Below are 19550 nucleotides of genomic sequence, written 5' to 3' on the forward strand. Positions count from 1 at the left end.
CGTCAGACCGCCTGCAGGAAGCCGGCGTCCGCGCCCTCGGCGATGTGCGCGAGGTGCGGAGGGATCTCGCGCCCCTTCGACAGCATCGACTGCGCCCACAGGCGCCCGGCGCGGTAGGACGATCGCACAAGCGGTCCCGCGAGCACGCCGAGGAACCCGATGCGCTCGGCCTCGGCCTTGAACTCGACGAACTCCTGCGGCTTGACCCAGCGCGCGACCGGCAGATGGCGCGGCGTCGGGCGCAGGTACTGCGTGATCGTGATGATGTCGCAGCCGGCCTCGTGAAGGTCGTGCAGGGCGGCGATGACCTCTTCCGGTGCCTCGCCCATCCCGAGGATCAGGTTCGACTTGGTGATGAGGCCCGCGTCCCGCGCCTGCGTGATCACGTCGAGCGAGCGCTCGTAGCGGAACGCCGGACGGATGCGCTTGAAGATCCGCGGCACCGTCTCGACGTTGTGGGCGAAGACCTCGGGCCGCGCGTCGAAGATCTGGCCGAGGAACGCCGGATCGGCGTTGTGCTCGTTCGCGAGCAGCTCGACGCCGGTGTTCGGGTTGAGCTCGTGGATCTTCCGCACCGTCTCCGCGTTCAGCCAGGCGCCGGTGTCGGGCAGATCGTCTCGCGCGACCGACGTGACGGTCGCGTACCTCAGGCCCATCCGCTGCACGCTCTCCGCCACGCGGCGCGGCTCGTCCGTGTCGTAGTCGGCAGGCTTTCCCGTGTCGATCTGGCAGAAGTCGCACCGCCGCGTGCACTGCGAGCCGCCGATGAGGAACGTCGCCTCGCGGTCCTCCCAGCACTCGTAGATGTTGGGGCAGCCGGCCTCCTGGCAGACCGTGTGGAGGTCCTCGCTCTTCACGAGCGACTTGAGCGCCGTGTACTCGGGCCCGGTCTTCGCGCGGGTCCTGATCCACTCGGGCTTGCGCTCGATCGGCGTCTCGGCGTTGCGCACCTCTAGGCGCAGCATCCTGCGTCCGTCGGGGGACGTGGCGGGCGCGGGGCCCGGTGCACCGCAGGCGCTCATGCGGCGACCTCCTTCGCGAACTCGGCGGTCATGGCGGCAGAGACGGCGTCGACGACGTCGGCGGGGGAGACGCGCTGGCCGCCCACGTCGGTGATCGTGGTCACGCCGGCGTCCCGGATCCCGCACGGCACGATCGCGCCGAACCCGTCGAGCGCGTTGTCGCAGTTGATCGCGAAGCCGTGCATGGTGACGCCTCCCGCGACGCGGACGCCGATCGCCGCGATCTTGGCGGGAGAGGCGCCAGACCGCTCGACCCAGACGCCGCTGCGGCCCTCGATCTGCGATCCGTCGACGCCGAGCTCGGCGAGGGCGGCGATCAGCGCGCGCTCGAGGCGACGCACGTGGCCGACGACGTCGTTCGGATCCGGCAGCCTCACGATGGGGTACCCGACGAGCTGACCGGGGCCGTGCCAGGTGATCCGCCCGCCGCGGTCGACCTCGATGACGGGGGTGCCGTCGGTCGGCAGGTCCTCGGGCTGCGTGCGCACTCCCGCCGTGTAGACCGCCTCATGCTCGAGCAGCAGCAGTGTGTCGGGCCTGTCGCCGGCGCGCACATCGGCGTGCACCCGGCGCTGCAGCTCCCACGCCTCGAGATAGGGGACGTAGGCCGGCGCGAGGCCGACCCGGACGATGTCGAGCATGTGGATCCCTTCGCGGATTTCTGGATCGCGTCCAACAATACGCCGGAACCGATCCGGCGGGCGCAGGGGATCCGCTGAGTCGCGCCGGTAGAATCGGAGGATCATGGCTACCTTCGGCACGCTCTCCGACCGGCTCACAGAGACCTTCCGCAATCTCCGCACCAAGGGAAAGCTCTCCCCGGCCGACGTCGACGGCACCGTCCGCGAGATCCGCCGCGCCCTGCTCGACGCGGATGTCGCCCTCACCGTCGTCAAGGACTTCACCGCCAAGGTGCGCGAGCGCGCGCTCGGCGACGAGGTCAACCGCGCCCTGAACCCCGCGCAGCAGGTCGTGCAGATCGTCAACGAGGAGCTCGTGGGCATCCTCGGCGGCCAGCAGCGCCGTCTGCAGTTCGCGAAGAACCCGCCGACCGTGATCATGCTCGCGGGCCTGCAGGGATCCGGTAAGACGACCTTCGCCGGCAAGCTCGCGCGTCAGCTCGAGAAGGACGGCCACACGCCGCTGCTCGTCGCCGCCGACCTCCAGCGCCCGAACGCCGTGAACCAGCTGCAGGTCGTCGCCCAGCGTGCGGGAGCGGCGATCTACGCACCCGAACCCGGCAACGGCGTCGGCGACCCGGTGCGCGTCTCGCGCGACGGCGTCGAGTACGCGAAGCAGAAGCTTCACGACGTGGTCATCATCGACACGGCAGGACGCCTCGGCGTCGACGCCGAGCTGATGAAGCAGGCCGCCGACATCCGCAAGGCGACGAGCCCCGACGAGGTGCTGTTCGTCATCGACGCGATGATCGGTCAGGACGCGGTCAACACGGCCAAGGCGTTCCAGGAGGGCGTCGACTTCACGGGCGTCGTGCTGTCGAAGCTCGACGGCGATGCCCGCGGTGGCGCCGCGCTCTCGGTCGCCTCGGTCACGGGCCGTCCGATCATCTTCGCCTCCACGGGTGAGGGACTCGAGGATCTCGAGCCGTTCCACCCCGACCGCATGGCGAGCCGTATCCTCGACCTCGGCGACATCCTGACCCTCATCGAGCAGGCCCAGCAGGCCTTCGACGAGGAGGAGGCCGCGAAGGTCGCCGAGAAGTTCGCGAAGGACCAGTTCACGCTCGAGGACTTCCTCGAGCAGATGCAGCAGCTCAAGAAGATGGGCTCGATGAAGAAGATGCTCGGCATGCTGCCGGGCATGGGCCAGATGAAGCAGCAGCTGGACGACTTCGATGAGCGAGAGATCGACCGCACGGAGGCGATCATCCGCTCGATGACGCCCGCGGAGCGTCAGAACACGAAGCTGCTGAACGGCTCGCGTCGCGTGCGCATCGCGCGCGGCTCCGGCATGACCGTCACCGACGTGAACCAGCTCGTGAACCGGTTCGAGCAGGCCGCGAAGATGATGAAGACCGTCGCGCGCGGGGGAACCCCGAACATCCCCGGCATGGGTCCTGTGCCCGGGATGGGGCGCACCGGCGCGTCGGCCAAGCGCGGCAAGCAGGCGAAGAAGAAGGGCGGATCGCGCTCGGGCAACCCCGCCAAGCGCGCCGCCGAGAACGCCGGCATGATCACGCAGCAGCCCACGGGCTCGGGCTTCGGCCTTGGCGCGCAGCAGGCCCCGTCTGAGGCCGACCTGGCGGAGATCCAGAAGCTCTTCGGCGGCCGTTGATCCGGCTGCGCCCGGCCGCGCTCAGGACCCGGCTCGCCGCCAGGTGCTGTCGCGGCGCTCCTGCCGCCACGTGACCGGATCGCCCGTGACGCGCGCCGCGTCGGTCAGCCAGTACGTCGTGTCGGGCGACCACCCGGCGATCACGCTCGAGTGCTCGTCGTCGACCCGGATCGCGCGGCCCGCGCAGGCGAGGTAGCCCTCGACGGGCAGATGCACGGCGTCCCACTCGCGGGCGACGAGCAACCAGTCGGGGATGACCCACCTCCCGTCGCGCCCGGTCGCCTGGTACCAGTCGTGGCGCCGCGAGGCGGTGACGTCCAGCGGGTGGCGCCGGCACAGCTCGGCCCACTCGTCAATGCCCCGGATCTCGAGCACGCGGCCGGTGCCGCGCACGGGGATCGCGCGCACCTCCCGCCAGCCCAGGCTGTCCTCGACGAGCCGCACCCCGGCGGGCGTGCCGTCGCCCATCTCGCCCGTCGTGGCGAGAACGCCGGAGGGCGTCGACCACCACGTGTTGCTCCACGACGCCGAGACATCCCGCGGGGACTCGCGCTCCGCCCATGCCTCGCCCTGTGCCGCCGCCGCCCGCCACGCCTCCGGAGCGGCGCGCGCGTCGCGCGGATCGGGCACCGCGGCATCGCCGCGATCGATCGCCCACTGCTGCGGGCTCAGGCCGGCCGACCACCAGCCGGTCGCGGGCTGATCCGCCACCCGCCGTGCGATCTCCGTCAGCGCGTCGCGCAGCTCGGGGAGGGACGCGACGGCGTCCTCGCCGTCCGGGGGCTGCCAGTAGCGGGCGGCGTCGACCGCGGCGACGAGAGCCGCCGTGACGGCGACGTCGGTGACGCTGCGGAGATCGCGCGCGAGCACGAGCCGCGCGAGCTCGGCCGCGTCCGGCGGCGGCGGGTCGGCCGCGCCCTGCCCGAAGATCACCACGGTCTCGCCCGCCGCCCGATGCTCCCGCGCGAGGTGGGACAGCCCGATCGAGACCTCGTCGTCCGGCTCGCCGGTGCGGAGCAGCTCATAGCAGAGGCGCCGGCCGCGCGGTCCCGCCATGATCGCCTCCGCCCGCATGCGACGAGCGTATCGGGTGGGCGTCAGACGTGCGTGAGCTCGGCGGCGCCGAAGGGGAACGGGAAGAACCACGTGCCCGGGCGGGGCCATCCCTCGATCGGACAGTAGGCGATCCACAGCCCGATCGCGACGATCGACACGACGACGATCGCGAGGATGAGCCGCAGACGCCGCGTGAGCATGCGGGCGGCGTCGTGCGCGTCGACGGCGCGCCGGTCCACCGCGCGGAACGCGCCGATGGCGATGAAGGCGATGGCCAGGTACAAGATCGGGCTCGGCCCGATCTCGACCCGGATGCACGTCTCGTCGGCCTCGCCGAAGCACTGGCTCTTGCTGCCGACCGCGAGGAACGAGTACAGCACCGCCGCGGCGAGCGCGCGGATGAGGAACGAGCGGAACATCAGCAGCACCGGGCGTGCCGGCTCCAGGCGCGCATCGTGCGGCGCCGGCGCCTCGCGGGTCTCGCTCACCCCCGTACTCTGGCAGGCGCCGCCGTCCGGAGGCAAGCCGGATCGGTCAGAGCAGGCGTCGGGCGGACGCCCAGGCGGTGAGCTCGTGGCGGGACGACAGCTGCAGCTTGCGGAGCACGGCCGACACGTGCGACTCCACCGTCTTGATCGAGATGAACAGCTCGCCGGCGACCTCCTTGTACGCGTAGCCGCGGGCGATGAGGCGCATCACCTCCTGCTCGCGGGCCGAGAGCCGGTCGAGCTCGTCGTCGGCCTGCGCGGTCTCGCCCGCCGCGGCACCGAACGCGTCGATGACGAAGCCGGCCAGGCGCGGCGAGAAGACCGCATCGCTTTCGGCGACCGTGCGCGCCGCGCAACGCCGACACGCGGGTCGAGATCGCCCCCGGCTTCGCCGGCACGGTGCGGCTCATCGACCGCGCGCATCCGAGCGGCCGCGAGGTCGCGCCGCGCACGAACGGCACGTGGCTGTTCGCCTACGACGGCGGGGCAGGCGCCCCCGAGCGCGTGCTGCGCCTGGATCAGCAGGACGGCATCATCGACATCTACCGCACCTACGAGGACTGACATGACCGAGAACATCGACACGCGCACCACTCCCGCCGTCCGCTGGGCGGCGATCGTGTGGGGCGCACTCCTCGCCGCCGTCGCGGTCGCCGGCATCGCGATCCTCGCGGCGCCCGAGCTGGCGATGGCGCTCAACGAATCGGTCAGCGCGCTGCTCCTGGAGGCCGAGGCCGGCTGGATCCTCGCGCTCGCCCTCATGGCGCTGGGCATCGCGATCGCGATCGGCGGTCTCGTCCTCGCCCTGCGCCGTTCCGCGAAGGCTCCCTCCGCGACCTGAGGCGCCGCCACCGGGGGAGGCCGGCGGCGGCGCGACGACCGTCGTCAGCGGGCGAGCCAGCCGCCGTCCACGACGAGCACGTGGCCGTTGACGTAGGCGGCGTCCGGCCCGGCGAGGAAGGCGACCGCGCCGGCGATGTCGCTCGGCTCGCCCCAGCGCCCCGCGGGGATGCGCTCGCGGATCTCGCGCCCCCGCTTCCCGTCTGCCCGCAGCGCGGCGGTGTTGTCGGTGGCGATGTAGCCCGGCGCGACGCAGTTGACGGTGACCCCCGCGGCCGACCACTCGTTCGCGAGCGTCTTCGTCATGCCGACGACGGCGTGCTTGCTCGCCGCGTACGAGACGACGTTGATGCCGCCCTGGAACGACAGCAGCGACGCGATCGTCACGATGCGGCCGTCGCCGCGCTCGACCATGCCGCGGCCGAGCGCCTGTGTGAGGGTCCACACCGCGTCGAGGTTGACGTCGAGCACCCGCCGCCAGCCCTCTCGGGAGTGGTCGACGGCGGGCTCGCGGTGGATGATCCCCGCGTTGTTCACGAGGATGTCCACCCGCTCGCCCGCGGCGAGCTCGTCGGCGACCCGGCGCGTCTCGTCGGGGTCCGACAGGTCGCAGCGGACCGTGCCGACGGCGTGGCCCTCGGCCCGCAGCGACTCCGCGCCGGCCTCGACGGAAGCCCGCCCCAGGAGCACCACCTCGGCCCCGCGCTCGGCGAGCAGCCGCGCGCACGCGAAGCCGATGCCGGCGCCGCCGCCCGTGACGACGGCGCGGCGGCCGGCCAGCGGGCGGGCCGCGTCGACGGCGCTCACCTCAGGTCCTTCGGCTCGACGGCCTCGACGTCGCTGTAGTCGACGTTCTCGCCCGCCATCGCCCACACGAACGAGTACGCGCCGGTGGCGACGCCGGTGTGGATCGACCACGGCGGCGACACCACGGCATCGCGGTCGTGGAGCATGAGGTGGCGCGTCGCGCCCGGCTCGCCCATCAGATGCACGAGCACGTTGTCGCCGAGCCCGTCGTAGAGGTAGATCTCCGTGCGCCGCGCGTGCAGGTGGGACGGCATCGTGTTCCACACCGAGCCGGCGGCCAGCGTCGTGATGCCGAGCACGAGCTGGTTCGCGGCGATGCCGTCCGCGTGGATGTACTTGCGGATCGTGCGCTCGTTCGCCTGCTCCGCCGATCCGAGGTGCAGCGCCTCGACGTGGTCGCGCGCCGCGAGGGCAGCGGTGCCGGCGCGGTGGGCGGGCGCCGAGACGAGGTAGAGGGTGCCGTCGCCGCGGAACGCGACCCGGCGCGTGCCCATCGGCAGGTAGAGCACGTCGTGCCCGCCCATCGAGAAGCTCTCGTCGTCGGCCGTCACCTCCACGGATCCGTCCAGGCACACGACGCCCAGCTCGCGCCGCTCGAGGAAGTGCTCCGCGCGCAGCGCGTCCGGCGCCTCGAGCGGCACCTCCTCGCCCTGCACGCGCACGCCGCCGATGAGCAGGCGATCATCGTGCGCGTACGCGAAGGACAGCTCTCCGGGGCGGAAGAGGTCGCGCACGACGAAGCGGTCGCGCAGGTGCTGCTCGTCCAGGAATCCGAGGTCGTTCGGATGCGTGCTCCACAGCTCTGTGAAGGTCATATCAGGCGTCTCTCCCTGCCGCTAATTCCGCCACGCGGAAAACGTTTCCTATCTACGGGAATTCTATTGATTATGGTGGGACATGTCATCGACCAGTTCTCGAAGACCGAGAACCCGATCAAGGAGGATCCGTGGCACGGAAACGAATGCGGGCGCTGCCGGCGCTCGCGCTGGCGTCGGTCGCCGCCATTGCGGTCGGCTGCGCGCCGGGGCAGCTCGAGGGCGAGGGGGACGAGCCGCAGGACGTGCAGACGCTCGCGCCCGAGGACTTCGCCGGCCTCGCGCTCGAGTACATGTACTTCACCGACGGGCCGGACGAGGAGGGCACGCGCCAGCTCATCGCCGAGTTCGAGGAGGAGTACGACGTCACCGTCGAGCTCGAGATCCTGCCGTACGCGGACCTCGTCACCTCGACCCTGAACCGCCTCTCGGGCGGCAACCCGCCCGACGTGGTGCGCCTCACGGGCCTGACCGACTTCCGCGACGACCTGCTCGTGCTCGACCCGTACCTCGGCGAGGACTACCGCGAGCAGTTCCTGCCGGGCCCGACGAGTGCCGTCCTCAACGACGACGACGAGATGATCGCCGTGCCGAGCGACCTGACGATGAACGGCCCGTTCATCAACGTCGACCTGTTCGAGCAGGCCGGCGTGGAGGTCCCGACCGAGTGGACGTGGGACGAGATGCTCTCGGCGGCCCAGGAGGTCAAGGAGGCCACGGGCGTGCCCTACGCCTTCGCGATGGACAAGTCGGGCCACCGCCTCTCCACCATCCTGAGCGAGTACGGCACCTACCTGCTGCACGACGACGGTAACGCCCTCGACATCGACAGGGCGGAGGCCGCGCTGCAGCCGATCGTCGACATGATGGCGAACGGCGAGATGCCGGCAGACTTCTGGCTGGGATCGGGATCGCGCTACCAGGGCGCCAACGAGATCTTCCTCGCGGGCGAGACGCCGATCTACCTCTCCGGCAACTGGCAGGTCGCCCAGTTCGTCGAGAACGCCCAGTTCGACTGGACCGTCGTGCCCAACCCGTGCGAGACCGAGTGCGGCGGGTTCCCCGGCGGCAAGTTCATGGCGGCGTTCGAGCAGTCGGAGAACCCCGCCCTCGCGGCCGAGTTCATCCGCTTCATGAACGACGCCGAGCAGCAGGAGACGTTCGTGACGGTGGGTGGGCAGCTGCCGACCCGCGTCGACCTCTCCGAGAGCGGCGTCACCTACCCGGACGAGGCCGCCCAGGAGGCGATGGACGTCTTCCTCGCCGACCTCGTCGACACGCCCGAGGAGGGCTTCGAGTCCAACGGGCACCCGGCGTTCAGCGCGTCGGCGACCGCGCTCGTCGACGAGCTCTCGACCGTCGTGGCCGGCCAGAAGGACCTGCGCACCGCGCTGACCGACCTGAGCGCCGAGATCGACGCGCTCGTGGAGGAAACCACGTCGTGACCACTGCCGCACTGGTCACCTCCCGGCCGCCGCGCACGCGGCGGCCGGGAGGGTGGGGCATCCGCATCGCCCCGTACCTGTTCCTCATCCCGAACATGGCGATCTTCGCCATCTTCACGATCTACCCGGCGCTCAACGGCTTCAACATGTCGCTGTACTCGTCGAGCAACGGGCGCACGTTCCGCTGGGAGGGCCTCGGCAACTACGAGCAGATCCTCACCTCGGCCGAGTTCTGGACCGTGGCGCGCAACACGGCGGTGTTCGCGGTGGCCTACGTGCTGCTGGCGACCGCCGCCGCGATCGCGATCGCCGTGCTCGTCAACGCGCAGGGGCGCGGCAAGACGTTCTTCCGCGCCGTCTTCTTCATCCCCGTGCTCGTCTCGCCCGTGGTCGTCGGCCTCATCTGGAACTGGATGCTCGAGCGCGAGAACGGCCTCGTGAACACCGCGCTCGGCGCGATCGGCGTGCCCGGAGTGCCGTGGCTCGTCGACGGGTTCTGGGCCATGGTCGCCGTCGTGCTCGTGGGCGTGTGGATGCAGGTCGGCTTCTACATGCTGATCCTGCTCGCCGGCCTGCAGTCCATCGATCCCGCCCTGTACGAGGCGGCGAAGATGGACGGCGCCACCAGCTGGGACCAGTTCCGCGTGATCACGCTGCCGCTGCTGCAGCCGAGCATCGTCGTCGTGGTCGTGCTCGCCACGATCCACGGCTTCCAGTCCTTCGACTTCATCTGGACCCTCACGGGCGGCGGGCCGGTCGGCGCGACCATGCTCATGGTCCAGTACATCTACGAGAACGGCTTCCAGTCGCCGATCCGGTTCGGCATCGCGACCGCGGGCGGCGTGCTGCTGTTCCTCGTCGTGTTCGCGCTGACGATCGTCAACTGGATCGTGAGCCGCAGGAGGGAAGCGGTATGAGCGAGACGCGTCTCATCACCACCGGCACGGCGCCCAAGCGCACCTGGACATCGATCAGCCGCAAGCCGGTGAGGCTCTCGGACGCCCTGCGGGTGGTCGTGCTCACCGCGGGCGCGCTGGCCTGCCTCATCCCGCTGCTGTGGATGTTCCTCGGCTCGTTCAAGACGCCCACGGAGCTCGCGCAGCGGCCGCCGGCGCTGCTGCCGGAGTCGTGGGGGCTCGGCAACTACACCGAGGCGCTCAGCCGCTTCAACTTCGTGCAGTACCTCGGCAACAGCGTGATCGTCACGATCGCGGCCACCGTGCTGACGCTCGCCATCAACTCGATGGCGGCCTACGCGCTGGCGAAGTACAACTTCCGCGGCAAGAACCTGCTGTTCCTGCTCACGCTCGCGACGATCATGATCCCGCTGCAGGTGATCCTCATCCCCGTCTACCAGGTGGTGGCCTCGCTGGGCCTCGTGAACACCCTGTGGGGCATGATCATCCCGGCGGCCGCCACGCCGACGGGCGTGTTCCTGCTGCGCCAGTACATGCTCTCCATCCCGGACGAGCTGATCGAGGCCGCCCGTGTGGACGGATCGGGGGAGTTCCGCACCTTCGTGCAGATCGTGCTGCCCCTGTGCACGCCCGCGCTGGCCGTCGTGGCGATCTTCTCCGTCATGTGGCGCTGGAGCGACTTCCTGTGGCCCCTCGTCGTGGCGCAGAGCGAGGCCGTGTACACCCTCCCGGTCGCGCTGGCCCGCTTCAACGCCGAGCTGACGGTGCCCTTCAACCTCATCCTCGCGATGGGCGTCGTCTCCACCATCCCGGTGCTGATCATCTTCCTCATCTTCCAGAGGCAGATCGCCACCGGCATCGCCAACACCGGCATCAAGTGATCCCCTCCCACCGCTCCACCCTCGAGGACCTATGACATCCCTTCCCGCCCGCACCGGCCGCACGGTGCACGTCACCGACGCCGACGGCACCGTCCGCGACTGGCTCGTGTCGCCCGCCTGGGCGCTGCCGTGCGACGACCTCGCCGACTTCCTCCCCTCCGACGGCTCGCCGTGGCGCGACGAGCGCTTCTCGGACGGCCTGCCGTCCGCGGACGAGGGGCGCTGGGTGCTCACGCAGGGCCCCGACGTGGGGCCGCTGAAGGAGCGCATCCTGGCGGCGCACGCGATCGACACCGATCAGCCGCTGCCCGCGATCGGCGAGGGCCGGCCCATCGCCTGGCGGTCGTTCGGTGCCACGCACGAGGGCGCGTGGCGCCGCGTGCGGACCGGATGGGACGGGCTGCTCGACTGGTCGGCGTTCTGCTTCACGCCCGAGTACCGCGCCGCGATCGCCGCGACGGTGCTCGAGGTCGACCAGGCGGAGTGGCGCACGCTCGAGCTGCACACGACGGGGCCGTTCGTGCTGTGGGTCGACGGCGAGGTCGTGTTGCGGGGCGGCACGGTGTCGTACATGGAGCCCGAGGTGCACAGCGTGCGCGTGCGCCTGCACTCGCGCGCCACGACCGTGCACCTGGCCACCTGGCAGGTCGCGTTCCGCGAGGTGAGGCACGTGGCGCGCCTGCGCGTGGTCGGGCTCCCGGTGCGCGTCGTGATCCCCTCCGAGGGCGCCGACGAGACGGCGGCGCGGCTGGCCGAGACGGTGCTCTCGCGCGTCGCGTCGACGAGCTGGGCGCAGGAGGGCGACGCGGGCGTGCTGAGCGCGCCCCCGGGGGTGGCCCTGCGGGTGCGCGTGGGCGACGGCGCCTGGCAGCGGGTGACGACCGACGCCGACGGGCACGCGCGGTACTCGCTGGTGGGCGCCGAGGAGGAGGAGGACGAGGGCGCGGACGTCGCGCGCTCGGCCGGCGCCTCGATGCTCAGCACGGGCGAGTCCATCGTCGAGGTGGGGCTGGACGACGACCGCTGCCCGCAGACGGTGCGGCTGCGCGTGGCGCACCTGCCGCGCGACAGCCGCGAGGCCAGCACGGGCACGCCCGAGCAGTGGCGCCGCGAGGTGCTCACGCACGTGAGCGGCGGCGGCGACGACGTCCGCGAGGCGGGCGTGGCGGGCGTGCTTGCGCGCCACGCGCTCGACCCGGGCACGCGCGTGACGGCGGCCGACCTCGCCTCCGCGCGCCACCGCGTCGTCACGCGCGGGGACTGCGCCGACTTCGAGGTCATCGCGCTGCTGTTCGCGTGGCACTGGATCCCCGCCGAGGCGTGGGACGGCGACCTGCGCACGCAGGTGCGGGCCGAGCTGACGGGCATGAAGTACTGGATCACCCAGCCCGGCCTCGACGCCATGTGCTACTTCACCGAGAACCACCAGTTCGTGTGGCACACGGCGCAGACGCTCGCGGGCGAGGCGTTCCCGGACGACGTCTTCCCGGTCGACGGCCGGACCGGCGCCGAGCACGCCCGCGAGGGCAGGGCGCGCGCGGCGGCGTGGATCGCGCGCAAGCTCGAGGGCGGCTTCAGCGAGTTCGACTCGAACGCGTATCTCGCGATCGACTCGTACGCGCTGGCCGCGCTCATCGAGCTCGGCGCGGATGCCGCGCTGGCCTCGGCGGCGCGCACGCTGCTCGACAAGGTGCTCGTCACGCTCACGAGCAACTCGTGGCGCGGGGTGCACGGCGCGGCGCACGGCCGCTCGTACGTGCACACGCTGCGCAGCAGCCGGTACGAGGAGACCTCGCCGCTGCTGCGGCTGATCGGCGGCGTCGGCACGCTCAACGACGCCGTGCTGCCCGTCACGGCGCTCGCGCTCGCGCGCCGCTACGAGGTGCCCGCCGTCGTGCGGGAGCTCGCCGCCCGCGAGCCGGAGGAATGGGACGGGCGGCAGGTGTACCGCGGTGCGCTGGCGTTCGAGCGCGACCTGCTGGATCGCCCGTACCGCTCGGACCTGCGCGTCTTCCGCACCCCGGACGTCATGCTCGCGAGCGTGCAGGACTACCGCTCGGGGCTGCCGGGCCTGCAGGAGCACCTGTGGGGCGCGACGCTCGGCCGCGAGCTGCAGGTCTTCGTCACGCATCCCGCCAACGCCGACACCGGCTCGGCGGCGCGTCCGAACGGGTGGGCGGGGCACCGGGTGCTCGGCCGCGTGCACCAGCACCGCGAGGCGCTCGTGCACGTGCAGCGCTTCACGACCACCGATCCGCGCCCGCAGACCCACCTGTGGTTCCCCGTCGCGCAGTTCGACGAGGTGCTCGTGGGCGACGAGTGGCTCTTCGGCCGGCGCGGCGACGGGTACGTCGCGGTCGCGACCGAGGGCGGCGTGCGGGTGATGTCGCACGGCGACACGGCGGAGCAGGAGTGGCTGCCGATGGCGGGCGGCTCGGCGTGGGTCGCCGTGGTCGGGCGCGCCGCGAAGGACGGGCCGTTCGAGGAGTGGGCGTCGCGCCTGGAGGACGGCGAGCTCGTGTGGAACCCCGAGGGCGACCACGACCCGGGCGTCAGCTGGCGCCGCGTCGACGCGCCGGCGCTCGAGCTGACCTTCGACGGTCCCTTCCTCGTCGACGACGCGCCCGCCGGCTTCGCCGGCGGCGTGCCGGAGACCGAGCCGCACCTCGACAATCCGGCCGTGACCCTCGGCTTCGGGCAGGACAGGGCGACGGTGTCGTGGGGCGGTGCCGAGCTGGAGCTCGACATCGCCGGCGCCCTCGCCGCCACGCGGGAGGTGATCGCGCGCGATGGCCGGTGAAGACCTCTCCTCCGCCGAGCTCGCGGCCGCGCCGCGGACGCCGCTGACCCCGGCCGCGTTCCTCGCCTCGCGGGAGGGCATCGAGGACGCCCTCCAGCGCGAGACCGCGGCGTGGGGCATGACCCGCTGGTTCTGGGGCGAGGGCGTGTGCCTGCTCGCCGCGCTCCGGCTCGCCGACGCCCGCGGGGAGCGGGCGCCGGAGTGGGTGCGCTCCTTCATGGATCCGTACCTCGCCGCGCCTCCCGTCCTCGAGCACGTCAACAACCTCGCGCCCGGCGCCGCGCTCGCGGAGCTGCACGCGCGCGATCCGCGGCCCGAGACGGCGGCGCTGCTGGAGGCCTGCCTGACCTGGTACGAGCGGGCGCCCGAGGCCACCCGCGCCCCCAACGGCGCACTCGAGCACTGGCCGGGCGGCGTGTGGGCCGACACGGTGTACATGGCGGGCCAGTTCCTGCTGCGCGCCGGCCGCGCGCTGGCGCGGCCCGAGCTCGTGAGCGAGGCCGAGGAGCAGTGGCTGCGTCACGCCGACCTGCTGCAGCACCCGGACAGCGCCCTGCTCGTGCACGGTACGAATCAGGGCGTGCGGATCGACTGCCACTGGGGCCGCGCCAACGCGTGGTTCGCGCTGGCGGGCGCCGACCTGCTCGCCGCGACGGGCAGCGCCGCCGTGGCCGAGCGCCTCGTGCCGCTGCTCGAGGCGGTCGCCGCGCTGCAGCCGGATCACGGGGTGTGGGACGTGCTCGTCGACTCGCCCGTCGAGGTGCGCGGCATCCTCGAGACGTCCGCCGCCGCCGGGCTCGGCGCGGCGCTGCTGCGCGCCGCGGCGGCGCTCGGACCCGAGCGGCTGGGGGCCGAGCGCCACGCCCGCCTGCGCTCGGCGGGCGAGCGCGCCGTGCTCGGCGCCGTCGCGTACGTCGACGACGGCGTGCTGACGCGCGTGAGCGCCGGCACGATCCTGCAGCTGATCCCGTTCGGCTACTCGGTCATCCGCGACGATCGGCCGCAGCCATGGGGCCAGGGCCTCGCCATGGAGGCGCTGGCCGCCTGGCGCGAGACCCACGAGGGAGGGAACTGATGGACATCCGCACGCTCTACGCGCACAGCCCCGAGGCGACCGCCGCGATGAACACGGCGCAGCTGCGGCGCGCGTTCCTCGCCGAGGGGCTGTTCGTCCCCGGCGAGGCCCACGGCGTCTACACGCACCACGACCGCATCGCCGCCTTCGGCATCGTGCCCGAGCGCGAGCCGATCGCCCTGCCGCTGCCCGACCAGGTGCGCGCCGAGCACCTGCTGCAGCGCCGCGAGGCGGGCATCCTCAACGTGGGCGGTCCCGGCACCGTCACCGCCGACGGCGAGACGTACGCGCTGGCCCACACGACGGCGCTGTACCTGGGGCGCGGCACGCGCGACGTAACGTTCGCGTCGGACGATCCGTCCGATCCCGCCGCGTTCTACGTGTTCACGGCCGCCGCGCACGCCGCGCACCCGAACACCCTCATCACGCGGGAGCGCATGAACATCGTCGAGCTCGGCGACGCGGCCTCGGGCAATCGCCGCACGCTGCACCAGTGCGTCATCGAGGGGCGCACCGCCAGCGCGAACATCGCCTTCGGGTTCACCACGGTGCATGCCGGGAGCGTCTGGAACACGATGCCCCCGCACACGCACGACCGCCGCACGGAGTGCTATCTCTACTTCGACCTGGAGCCCGATGACCGCGTGTTCCACGTGATGGGCGAGCCCGACGAGAGCCGCCATCTCGTCGTCGCGGATCGCGAGCTCGTCGTCTCGCCCAGCTGGTCGATGCACTTCGGCGCCGGGACGGGCTCCTACAGCTTCGTGTGGGCGACGTCCGGTGAGAACGCGACGTACGACGACGCAGAGGGCATCCCCGTCGCCGGCATCCGCTGATGGCCGCACGCGACGGCATCGCCGCACGCGGCGCCGCGGAGAGGGAGCCCGGCACGAGAATGGTGGGGATGAGCGATCAGACCGGGCCGGCGTCCGCCCTCGCGAAGGGGCTGGCGGTGCTCGAGGCCGTGCTCTCGAACGACCGGCTGTCCGACCTCGCGAAGGCGACGGGCCTGTCCAACAGCACCGTCCACCGCATCCTCTCGGAGCTCGTGGCGAACGGCTGGGTGTACCAGGACGACGCGAAGCGCTACCGGCCGGGGCGCCGCATGCTGGCGCTGGCGGGGCTGCTGAGCGACGACGCCGAGATCAACAGGCAGGCCAGGCCGCACCTCGAGGCGCTGCGCGAGGCGACCGGGGCGACCGTGCACTTCGGGCTCGTCAAGCACGACGCCGTCATGTACGCCGCCAAGCTCGACGGCCGCGGCTCGTACCGCATGGTCTCGCGCGTGGGAGGCCTCGTGCCGCTGCACTCGACCTCGATCGGCAAATCCGTGCTGGCCGCGCGGTCGGATCAGGAGGTCGCCGAGATCATGCACCGCACGGGCATGCGCGGCGTGACCGAGGCCACCCACACGACGGTCGCGTCGCTGCTCGACGATCTGCGGGCCACGCGGCAGCGGGGCTGGGCGATCGACAACGGCGAGAACGAGGCGAACCTGCGCTGCATCGGCGCGGCGGTGCTCGACTCGTCCGGCAGGGCGATCGGCGGCGTGAGCATCTCGGCGCTCGAGTTCGAGCTGCCCATCTCCCGGCTGCGCGAGGTGTCGGAGCAGGTGATGCGCGCCGCGCGCGGCATCAGCGCGAGCCTGGGCTACACGGGCGAGGCGCGGGACGATGCCCGCTGACCGCCGGCCCGTGCTGTGCATCGGCGAGACGATGGCCGTGATCGCGCCGGTCGCCAGCGAGCCCGTCGTCGACGCCGACCTGTTCCGGATGGAGCCCGGCGGCGCGGAGTCGAACGTCGCGGCGCGGCTGGCGGCGCTCGGGCACGACGCCGTCTGGCTCGGTCGGCTTGGCCGGGACCCGATAGGGGAGCGCATCGCGCGATCGCTGCGCGCCGTCGGCGTGACGACGCGCATCGAGTGGGACGACGCCCACCCGACGGGCCTGTACGTGAAGGACCCCGGCGGCGGGGTGCACTACTACCGTGCCGGGTCGGCCGGGTCGCACGCCGACGCGCGCCTGCTCGCCGGCGTGGACTGGGGCGAGGTCGCGCTGCTGCAGGTGACCGGCATCACCGCCGCGCTCTCGCCCGGCTGCCGCGCGCTGCTGTCGGCCGCGTTCGACGCCGCGCGCGATGCGGGCGTTCCCGTGAGCTTCGACGTCAACCACCGCGCGCCGCTGTGGGACGCCGCGGGCGCGGCCCCCGTGCTGCGCGACCTGGCCCGCCGCGCCGACATCGCGTTCGTCGGGCTCGACGAGGCCGAGGGGCTGTGGGGCACGCGGGACGCCGACGACGTGCGCGCGCTGCTCGACACCCCGGCGACGCTCGTCGTGAAGGACGGCGCAGTGGGTGCCACGGCCTACGCGCGCGGCGCGCGCATCTTCGAGGCCGCGCCGCGCGTCGACGTCGTCGAGCCGGTGGGGGCCGGCGACGCGTTCGCGGCGGGCTTCCTCTCCGGCGTGCTGGACGACGCGCCGACGGGAGAGAGCCTGCGACGAGGGCACGAGTGCGCCGCCATCGCGCTGTCGAGCACACGGGACATGTAGGGGAGACCATGGCAGAGGATCGACTGATCCGGGCACGCGACGCCGGGGTGTTCGCGGTGCTGCGCGCGCCCGCCGCCGCCGCGGCCCTCGACGCGATCGACGCGCTCGTGCGCGGCGGCATCATCGGGATCGAGGTGACGTACTCCACGCCCGACGCCGCGGCCGTGATCGCGGAGGCGATCCGGCGCCACGGCGACGTCGCGTACGTGGGCGCGGGGACCGTGACGACGGCGGCGCAGGCGCGCGAGGCGGCGGACGCCGGCGCGGCGTTCCTCGTCAGCCCCGGCACCGTCCCGGCGCTCGCCGCGCAGATGCGCGCCACGGGCGCCGTCGCCATGACCGGCGCGCTCACGCCCACGGAGGTGATGACGGCCACGGCGGCGGGCGTCGACGTCGTGAAGATCTTCCCGGCCTCGGCGGTGGGCCCGTCGTTCCTCCGGGCGCTGCGAGGGCCGTTCCCCGACGTGCCGCTCATGCCCACGGGCGGCGTGACGCCCGAGAACCTGGCGGAGTGGTTCGCGGCGGGCGCCGTGGCCGTCGGCGCGGGAGGCGACCTCGTCCCCGCCTCGGCGCTGGCCGCCGGCGACACCCACGAGGTCACCCGCCGCGCGCGCCTCTTCCGCGACGCGCTGGAGCGCGCCCGCCCCTGAACCGGTGCGCGAACGGCCCCGGAGCCGAGACTCCGGGGCCGTTCGCTGGGGCGGATCAGTAGGTCATGACGAGCGAGTTCGACACGGAGACGATCGACACGACGACGGCGTTGAGGATGCCGGCGATGTACGGGTTGTTCGTCTCGCGGTAGATCTTGCGCGTGACGACGGCCGTGAACGCCAGGATCACGACCACCGGGAACAGCCAGATGCTGTAGATGCCGCCGAAGCCGGGCACGAGGTCGCCCGTCACCCAGAAGGTGAGGTACTGCAGCAGCACGAGCACGATCGGGCCGAGGGAGTTGAACAGCGCCAGCACGGCGGTGTTCACCCACTCGCGGCCGGCCAGCGTGAACCGGTTGAACACGTTGATCGACACGGAGTTCGCGACGAAGTAGATCAGGAACAGCGGCACCAGGAACAGGCCGTACCAGATCTTGTCCTGCGGGAACACCTTCACGGCCAGCACCCAGAGGCGGAAGTCGGTCTTGAAGAAGTAGTCCGCGAGGAACACGAGCAGGAAGGTCGCCGTCGTCGCCACGGCCACGAGGCCCACGCTCTGCAGCAGGCGCTTCCAGCCCGGCCAGATGCCGAGCGCGCGCGGGCTCTGGCCCGCCTTGCGGCCGTAGAGGAAGTACGACAGCAGCATGATGGCGATCGCCGCCACGCCGTTGACCGCGGCCCACACGGCGATGAAGAACACCGAGCCGGTGGGCACCGGGTTGGGCACGGCGTTGTGGACGATGCCCGTCAGCCAGGACTGCTGGCTCAGCCACACGTACGACAGCGCCGAGATCGCGGCCGACACGACGAGGCCGCCCCAGAACCAGGCGAGGCCCTTCGCGGTCGTCTTCTCGGCCGGGGCCACCTCGTCGCGCAGGCCCGCGAAGGCGCGCGTGAACAGCAGCTCGCGTGTGAACACGACGAGGAACATGCCGAAGCCGATCAGGCCGAGCGCCGTGAACAGCTCCTTCCACTGCCACACCTGCGAGGTGGGCTCGATGGGGTTGGGGGCGCCCAGCGTGGTGTCGAAGAAGCCCACGACATCCGCGGTGGTGTACTTCGACTGCGTGCTCCACGGGTGGGTCTGCGCCGGCGTGCTGAGGAAGCGCACGGCCTCCTCGCCGTCGATCGTCTCGGTGTAGTACTCGTCGGGCACGCGCTCGTCGAGCCCCTCGGGGTCCTCGCCGAAGTGCAGGAACGACTGCGCGTTGGGCGTGCCCGCGAACTCGCGCGGCGTGGTCGCGACGGCGCCCTCGGCAGTGTACGAGCGGAAGAAGAACTCGTCGTACTGGTCGGCGACGAGCCCGACGTCGCGCGAGCCGTAGATGTTCGTGTACGCGCCGTCCTCGTCCGTGTACAACGCCTCGTTGTCGACGAGCATGACCGACGAGATGAGCTGCTCGTCCGCCTCGTTGTCGAGCTGAACGGAGAAGTTCGCGGCGCGCGCGCCGTTCGAGTGCCCCTCGACGCCGATGCGGTCGACGTCGACATAGGGCAGGTCGGCGAGCAGCTTCACGGCGTCGTACATGCCGGTGCCGCCCACGGCCAGCTCATCGGCCGGCAGCGGGTCGGAGTTGCCGTGGCCGTACATGTCGATCGACAGCACCACGAATCCGCGGCGCGCGAGCTCCACGTAGTTCGCGGTCTGCATCTCGCGGTTGTTCCACCAGCCGTGGCTCACCACGACGGCCGGCGCGGGCTCATCGGCCGTCGCGTTCTCGGGGACGAACAGGAGCGCGTTCATGGCGCGGCCCGAGCTCGTCTCCCATTTCAGGTCCTTGACCTCGGTCGAACCGCCGCCGGTCTGCACGATCGCGGCACCGACGGCCGAGATCAGACAGAGCAGGAGCGACAGGATCACGAGCGCGCTGTTGCGACGGCGTGACATCGTTGTCATGGGGTGGGGA

General features: G+C 72.0%; 19 protein-coding genes and 1 pseudogene. 12 read left to right on the forward strand and 8 right to left on the reverse strand.

Annotated features, from left to right (window positions below; genetic code table 11):
- Positions 1-2: 2 nt before the first annotated feature.
- Both lipA and lipB read right to left on the reverse strand, forming a co-directional pair.
- Positions 3-1022 carry a lipoyl synthase gene (gene lipA / locus ABD161_RS04855; RefSeq protein ID WP_344000205.1) on the reverse strand — a complete coding sequence of 340 codons (1020 nt, stop codon included), beginning with the start codon at positions 1020-1022 and terminating at the stop codon, positions 3-5.
- On the reverse strand, positions 1019-1768 hold the full coding sequence (gene lipB, locus ABD161_RS04860; protein WP_344000208.1) for a lipoyl(octanoyl) transferase LipB: 750 nt from the start codon (positions 1766-1768) through the stop codon (positions 1019-1021). The genes lipA and lipB overlap by 4 nt, the downstream gene beginning before the upstream one ends.
- Here lipB and ffh point away from each other — a divergent pair.
- The gene (ffh, locus tag ABD161_RS04865) at positions 1767-3317 is read left to right on the forward strand and encodes a signal recognition particle protein (RefSeq protein WP_344000210.1); all 1551 of its coding nucleotides are present in this window, start codon (positions 1767-1769) and stop codon (positions 3315-3317) included. The genes lipB and ffh overlap by 2 nt on opposite strands.
- Before the next feature lie 21 nt (positions 3318-3338).
- On the opposite strand, the gene ABD161_RS04870 is transcribed toward ffh, so the two are convergent.
- From ABD161_RS04870 to ABD161_RS04880, 3 genes and pseudogenes are all read right to left on the reverse strand, one after another.
- The gene (locus ABD161_RS04870; protein WP_344000212.1) at positions 3339-4391 is read right to left on the reverse strand and encodes a hypothetical protein; all 1053 of its coding nucleotides are present in this window, start codon (positions 4389-4391) and stop codon (positions 3339-3341) included.
- A 23-nt stretch (positions 4392-4414) separates the two neighbouring features.
- Complete coding sequence (locus ABD161_RS04875) at positions 4415-4861, reverse strand: hypothetical protein (protein ID WP_344000214.1); 447 nt, start codon at positions 4859-4861, stop codon at positions 4415-4417.
- Positions 4862-4907: 46 nt separating this feature from the next.
- Positions 4908-5207 (reverse strand): annotated as a pseudogene (locus ABD161_RS04880) (response regulator transcription factor); the annotation flags it as partial.
- Between the two features lie 53 nt (positions 5208-5260).
- Between ABD161_RS04880 and ABD161_RS04885 the strand changes: the two are divergent.
- Complete coding sequence (locus ABD161_RS04885; RefSeq protein WP_344000216.1) at positions 5261-5425, forward strand: hypothetical protein; 165 nt, start codon at positions 5261-5263, stop codon at positions 5423-5425.
- Position 5426: 1 nt separating this feature from the next.
- On the forward strand, positions 5427-5702 hold the full coding sequence (locus ABD161_RS04890) for a hypothetical protein (protein WP_344000218.1): 276 nt from the start codon (positions 5427-5429) through the stop codon (positions 5700-5702).
- Between the two features lie 44 nt (positions 5703-5746).
- On the opposite strand, the gene fabG is transcribed toward ABD161_RS04890, so the two are convergent.
- The gene (gene fabG, locus ABD161_RS04895) at positions 5747-6508 is read right to left on the reverse strand and encodes a 3-oxoacyl-ACP reductase FabG (RefSeq protein WP_344000220.1); all 762 of its coding nucleotides are present in this window, start codon (positions 6506-6508) and stop codon (positions 5747-5749) included.
- Positions 6505-7323, reverse strand: a complete 819-nt coding sequence (gene kduI, locus ABD161_RS04900; protein WP_344000222.1) for a 5-dehydro-4-deoxy-D-glucuronate isomerase — start codon at positions 7321-7323, stop codon at positions 6505-6507. Before kduI (ABD161_RS04900) ends, fabG begins: the two co-directional genes overlap by 4 nt.
- A gap of 131 nt (positions 7324-7454) precedes the next feature.
- Here kduI (ABD161_RS04900) and ABD161_RS04905 point away from each other — a divergent pair, with 131 nt between their 5' ends.
- The 9 genes from ABD161_RS04905 (at position 7455) to ABD161_RS04945 (ending at position 17640) form a co-directional block, all read left to right on the forward strand.
- The gene (locus ABD161_RS04905) at positions 7455-8768 is read left to right on the forward strand and encodes an ABC transporter substrate-binding protein (protein WP_344000224.1); all 1314 of its coding nucleotides are present in this window, start codon (positions 7455-7457) and stop codon (positions 8766-8768) included.
- Complete coding sequence (locus ABD161_RS04910; protein WP_344000226.1) at positions 8765-9685, forward strand: carbohydrate ABC transporter permease; 921 nt, start codon at positions 8765-8767, stop codon at positions 9683-9685. Before ABD161_RS04905 ends, ABD161_RS04910 begins: the two co-directional genes overlap by 4 nt.
- A complete protein-coding gene (locus ABD161_RS04915) occupies positions 9682-10566 on the forward strand; it encodes a carbohydrate ABC transporter permease (RefSeq protein WP_344000228.1) in 885 nt (294 codons plus the stop codon). The genes ABD161_RS04910 and ABD161_RS04915 overlap by 4 nt, the downstream gene beginning before the upstream one ends.
- A gap of 31 nt (positions 10567-10597) precedes the next feature.
- The gene (locus ABD161_RS04920) at positions 10598-13366 is read left to right on the forward strand and encodes a hypothetical protein (RefSeq protein ID WP_344000229.1); all 2769 of its coding nucleotides are present in this window, start codon (positions 10598-10600) and stop codon (positions 13364-13366) included.
- Complete coding sequence (locus tag ABD161_RS04925) at positions 13356-14441, forward strand: glycoside hydrolase family 88 protein (RefSeq protein WP_344000231.1); 1086 nt, start codon at positions 13356-13358, stop codon at positions 14439-14441. Before ABD161_RS04920 ends, ABD161_RS04925 begins: the two co-directional genes overlap by 11 nt.
- Positions 14441-15277 (forward strand): 5-dehydro-4-deoxy-D-glucuronate isomerase, encoded by an 837-nt coding sequence (gene kduI, locus ABD161_RS04930; protein ID WP_344000233.1) that lies wholly within the window; start codon positions 14441-14443, stop codon positions 15275-15277. Before ABD161_RS04925 ends, kduI (ABD161_RS04930) begins: the two co-directional genes overlap by 1 nt.
- A gap of 68 nt (positions 15278-15345) precedes the next feature.
- Positions 15346-16125, forward strand: coding sequence for an IclR family transcriptional regulator (locus ABD161_RS04935; RefSeq protein ID WP_344000235.1), 780 nt, complete (start codon positions 15346-15348; stop codon positions 16123-16125).
- Positions 16115-16990 (forward strand): sugar kinase, encoded by an 876-nt coding sequence (locus ABD161_RS04940; RefSeq protein ID WP_344000237.1) that lies wholly within the window; start codon positions 16115-16117, stop codon positions 16988-16990. Before ABD161_RS04935 ends, ABD161_RS04940 begins: the two co-directional genes overlap by 11 nt.
- An 8-nt stretch (positions 16991-16998) precedes the next feature.
- The gene (locus ABD161_RS04945) at positions 16999-17640 is read left to right on the forward strand and encodes a bifunctional 4-hydroxy-2-oxoglutarate aldolase/2-dehydro-3-deoxy-phosphogluconate aldolase (RefSeq protein WP_344000239.1); all 642 of its coding nucleotides are present in this window, start codon (positions 16999-17001) and stop codon (positions 17638-17640) included.
- A 55-nt stretch (positions 17641-17695) separates the two neighbouring features.
- Here the strand turns inward: ABD161_RS04945 and ABD161_RS04950 are convergent, their stop codons facing one another.
- Positions 17696-19540: an alpha/beta hydrolase family protein gene (locus ABD161_RS04950; protein ID WP_344000241.1), complete on the reverse strand. Its 1845-nt coding sequence runs from the start codon at positions 19538-19540 to the stop codon at positions 17696-17698.
- Positions 19541-19550: the final 10 nt, after the last annotated feature.

Origin of the sequence: Microbacterium paludicola (assembly GCF_039529675.1) — a bacterium.
Lineage (GTDB): Bacteria > Actinomycetota > Actinomycetes > Actinomycetales > Microbacteriaceae > Microbacterium > Microbacterium paludicola.